5 protein-coding genes are annotated in these 4,436 nt (G+C 67.5%); 2 read left to right on the top strand and 3 right to left on the bottom strand.

Translation table 11 applies throughout. From position 1 onward, the window contains the following. A partial coding sequence (locus AB0J09_RS57400; RefSeq protein WP_360711342.1) for a sigma factor occupies positions 1-299 on the bottom strand: 299 nt, incomplete at its 3' end. Between the two features lie 402 nt (positions 300-701). Next, positions 702-1,445, bottom strand: a complete 744-nt coding sequence (locus AB0J09_RS57395; protein ID WP_360711339.1) for an SDR family oxidoreductase — start codon at positions 1,443-1,445, stop codon at positions 702-704. Positions 1,446-1,718: 273 nt separating this feature from the next. Between AB0J09_RS57395 and AB0J09_RS57390 the strand changes: the two genes are divergently transcribed. Then, the gene (locus AB0J09_RS57390; RefSeq protein ID WP_360711336.1) at positions 1,719-1,850 is read left to right on the top strand and encodes a hypothetical protein; all 132 of its coding nucleotides are present in this window, start codon (positions 1,719-1,721) and stop codon (positions 1,848-1,850) included. Positions 1,851-2,120: 270 nt separating this feature from the next. Here the strand turns inward: AB0J09_RS57390 and AB0J09_RS57385 are convergent, their stop codons facing one another. Continuing rightward, on the bottom strand, positions 2,121-3,395 hold the full coding sequence (locus tag AB0J09_RS57385) for an extracellular solute-binding protein (RefSeq protein ID WP_360711333.1): 1,275 nt from the start codon (positions 3,393-3,395) through the stop codon (positions 2,121-2,123). Positions 3,396-3,940: 545 nt separating this feature from the next. On the opposite strand from AB0J09_RS57385, the gene AB0J09_RS57380 reads away from it, so the two are divergent. Continuing rightward, positions 3,941-4,436, top strand: a 496-nt coding sequence (locus tag AB0J09_RS57380; RefSeq protein WP_360711330.1) for an LLM class flavin-dependent oxidoreductase, incomplete at its 3' end; no start/stop codon positions are given.

Genomic DNA, 4,436 nt, shown 5'->3' with positions numbered 1-4,436 from the left:
GCCGGCCCCGGCCCATCGGCGGACACGACGACCGGCTCGGGCAGCCACTCCCCCACGTACGTCTCCCGCCGCACCCGCGCCGAACGCAGGTAGTCGATGCCCAGCCGCGTCACCGCCGTCGTCAGGTACGCCTTCGGATCGGCGATCGTGGTTCCCGCCAGGCGCGCCCGGGTCATGCCGAGGAACGCGTCCTGCACGATGTCCTCAGCATCGCCCACGGATCCGGTCATCCCGTAGGCGATGGAGAACAGCAGCGGCCGGTAACCGTCCGCGCCCGTCTCATCCGCTGCCCCAGGCACGGAATCCCTCCCGCCAACTCGCGCACCGCGGCTCATCTCCTTGGCCTTCTCGTTCGAGGGCGCTGCCGCACGACGTCCAGCAGGGTATCCGAGGCGCCGGGCCCTCGATCATGCCGTACCCCTCCGCTGCCGCGACCGGCACGGTCTTGTCCACGTGCCACCGCCCGCGCCGACGACGGAGGCGGGGGCGGGGGCGGCGAGGCGCGTTGATCTTCTTCGGTGTTCACCGGGCCACCGGAAACGCTCGTTCCCGCCCGCGGCGCCTCGCAGGTGCGTGCCCGTGCCGCGGCCGCCAGTCGTACGCGCGCCGCGCCTTCGTGGGCGACAAGGGTGGCTTCGAGATGTGACACCTCGGGCCTTTGCCGGGTCTCCGGCGTCGGCCGCAGGTTGGTTGCGCGGCGGTCACCACGCGACGGGGCCAAGGCGATCGATGAAGGTCCCGGTCGGCCCGTCGGCGTCGATCATCGCGAGTTTGACGATCGAGTCGGTGCCCTCGGTGACCGTCAGCTCGCCGGTGTGATGGTTCATGTCGGTGGCCGCGAATTTGCGGTTGGCGACTTCTCCGGGAGTGGCGACGTTGAATTTGATGTTCGGGAGCGCCTGGGCGTACCGGACGGTGATCATGTTCAGCGCCGCTTTCGACGAGCTGTAGGCGAGCTCGTGCATTTTCGAGACGGGCTGCTCCGGATCGGTCACGACCGCGAAGGAACCGCCACCGCTGGACACCATCACCACCCGCGGATGGTCCGCCGCCCGCAGCAAGGGGAGGAACGCATGCGTGACCCTGATCGGTCCGTACACGTTGGTGTCGTAGACGGAATGAATTTCGTCAGCCGTCGCGTCTGCAGGCGCAATGATATTTCCTGGCGCGCCGGCGTTGTTGATCAACACATCCAGCCGGTCGGTGTGCTTCCGGACGAGCCGTACAGCGTCGGCCACCGACTCGTCCGAGGTCACGTCCAGCGGGACCATGACCACGTTCGCGCCACCGTCGGTCAGCTTGTCGGCCGCTGCCCGTCCTCGACCTTCATCACGCGAGCCGAGAAAGATCGTCCAGCCCTGTTCCCCGAGCCGCCGGGCCGCCTCAAAACCAAGTCCCTTGTTGCCTCCGGTGATCAACACCGAGGTCTGTTCCGCGTTTGTCATGCCCTCTAAGACGACAAGCCCTGCTCGGCTGTGACACGTTGTGAGCGACCTCACAGCCGGGAGCCCGTTGCAGCGCGCGGGCCCACGCAAGCAGCCGTCGCGCCGCTCCTTCCGCGCCAGGTCAGCCCCACGACGACCCCGTACGGCACGGCGTACGGGACCGCTGCCGGAGCTCGTCCTCCACGAACGGCCCCTGCCACGCCGGCGCCCCGATGGCGACCCGGGCGAGCGCCGCCAGGAGGGCGGCGGGCGCGAAGAGGGCGGGCCGCGACCGTGGCCATCAACCTCTTCATCGGCGCGACCGCTCCCGAAGGTGTCCCACACGCCGCCCCGGACGACATCGCGCAGATCTACTGGGACCTCCACACCCTCCGCGACCGGCCCGAACACCTCGTCACCGCCTGACACCGGTCGCCGCCTGATACCGGCACCCAGACGATGATCAAGAGGATCACGACCATGATCACGCGCATCACCACCCCACTCACCGCCCAATCGACCGCCGCCGAGGTGGCCGCCGGCATCGATCTGTCCGGTCGCCGGGCCATCGTCCCCGGCTCTCGCAATCGCCGGGGACGCCGCTACCGACTCGGCCCGCTGCCGGGGTCGCGCCACTTCCCGAGCAGCGCGTCGACGTACATTTGCGCGCGGTGCCCGAGCCCGATGTCCTCCCCTCTAGCCTGCGATGAGGGCGTTGGCCTCTGTGATGAGCTTCTGTGCGGCGTCGTCAGGGGTCATCCGGCTGAACAGAACCTCGTTCGTATACCGTCTGAGGATGTCCTCGATGGCGCTGGCGTGCTTCGGCGGGGCGGCGGGCGGGTCCGTGAGCTCGCCCTTGATCTCGTCGAGGAAGGCCAGCGTCTTCTTGTCGGTCTCCGGAAGCTTGTCCCTGACTGCCGCCAGCACCTTGGAACTGGCCGGCAGGCCGCGGTCGCTGAGGATGATCGCGCCCGCCTCCGGGTCGTTGATCATGAAATCGATGAACTTGGCCGCCGCGGCCTGGCGCTCAGACTTTGCCGAGGCGGCGTAGAACATGGCCGGCTGCAGGAACATGCCACCGGTGGGAGCGCCTTGTACCTTCGGCATCCGCAGCAGGTCCACTTCCTTGCCGCCTGACGCCTTGTTGATCGAGCCGAGCTGGTTGCTCCACCACATCCCCATCGCGCCGTTGCGGGTGGCGAACAGCGACCGGTCCTCGCCCTGGGACCCGAGCTCCACGCTCTTGGCGGCGTCAGGAGAACCCTTGGTCTTGATCAGTTTCCGGTGGACGGCCCACCACGCCTTGAGCGTATTGGGCGAGACGCCGATCTTGTTGCCCTTGTAGAGGGACTCGCCCCGCTGAGCGGCGAAGATCTGCAGGAAGGCCGGATTGAAAGCCTCCTGCGTGCCGTAGACCTTGCCACCGGTCCTTGCGGTGATCTGCGCCGCCAAGTCGACGTATTCTTCCCAGGTCCACATGGTGTCGTCGGGTAGTCTCTGCCCCGCGTCCTTGACCGCCTTCGGGTCCACGACCAGGGACCAGGCGTTGACGCCGGTGGGGATGGCGAACTGCTTCCCGTCGATGGCACCGGTGGCGAGCACCTTGCCGTCGATGTCGGCGGTGTCGACCTTGCTGGCCAGATCGGCGAGCGTGCCGCGGTCGGCGTATTCCCGCAGGCCGCGGATCTCGAGGGTGATGACATCAGGCGCTTCGCCATCCGCGACCTTCGTGGCCAGCGTCTCGTAGTAGCTGCCGAAGTCGGAGAACTCTTCCTCGATGTCGATGTTCGGGTTCTTGGCTTCGAACTTCTTGATCGCCTCTTGCGTCATCTTCTGCCTTGCGGCGCTGCCCCAGTAGGAGAAACGTAACTTGATCTCGCCGTCGGCGCCTTGGCCGCCGCAGGCCGCGGTGATCGCCAGCACAGCAGTGGCCAGCGACACTGCTGTCCACATCTTCTTGCCAGAGCCCACGGCTCTACCTCCTGGGGTTGGGGGGTGCAGGACCTGCTTCGGTCCCGGGGTAGTCGCACCACGGATCAGTTACTTCCGTCCGGCCAGGAAGAAGTCGAAGATCAGCCCGAGCGCGCTGATCGGCATGGCGAACATCGGGGCCCCACGACGACTCTCCACCGGAGTCAAAGAATCCCGCAAGGTTACCGGGGCAGTGAAGTTGTCGGAAGTTATTGAGGTAGAGGAATTGGCGGGGGATGTCTTAAGCGAGCGTTTGATCATGAGAGTTCTGTCTTGCGGGGATTTCAGATGTCTCGCCAGGTTTAGGTGGATTCGCCGATGAGGCGGCGGGCCTCCCACCGGGACGGATTACTCACACCCAGCTCGCTCTAGCTGCATTCGGCTGACGACCTGGCGAAATGCCGAATATGGGTGGCATCCTCGCCCTCGGCCTGGGCACGAATACCACACGCGTACCAGCACAGACGGGAGTCACCGCTGACCCGCCGGGAGGGGGCCCCGGCGGGCGGAATGGAACGCGCGATCGGCGACAGTGAGGGGGCACAATGAACGTCGGTCTCGGGCTGCCTATCAGCGAACCCGAATGCCTGCTGGAGTGGGCGCGGCGCGCGGACGATGGACCGTTCAGCACGCTCGGCCTGCTGGACCGTCTCGTCTACGACAATCCCGAGCCTCTGGTGGCACTCGGCGTGCTCGCCGGGGCCACCTCACGGATCCGGGTGCAGACCGAGGTGCTGCTTGCGCCGTTGCGCGAGCCCGCGCTGCTGGCCAAGCAGGCCGCGACCCTGGATCGTATGTCGGGTGGCCGTTTCACGCTCGGTATCGGCCTGGGGGCGCGGCGGGACGACTACGAGGCGGCGGGGGCGGATGTGCACGGCCGGGGAGCGCGGCTGGACGAGATGATGGAGGTCATGCGGCGCGTGTGGTCCGGCGAGCCGTACGGCAAAGGGATCGGTCCGATCGGCCCCGCGCCCGCCCGGGCGGGCGGCCCGGAGGTGCTCTTCGGCTCCTTCAGTCAGGCCGGACTCCGGCGCGCGGCCC

Origin of the sequence: Nonomuraea sp. NPDC049784, assembly GCF_040659615.1 — a bacterium.
Lineage (GTDB): Bacteria > Actinomycetota > Actinomycetes > Streptosporangiales > Streptosporangiaceae > Nonomuraea.
Note: the sequence above shows the minus strand (reverse complement) of the source record. Positions and strands in the feature narration are given on the sequence as shown.

Excerpts from the sequence above, each read along its gene's own strand:
- AB0J09_RS57395 (WP_360711339.1), bottom strand. The coding sequence starts at position 1,445 with ATGACAAACGCGGAACAGACCTCGGTGTTGATCACCGGAGGCAACAAG.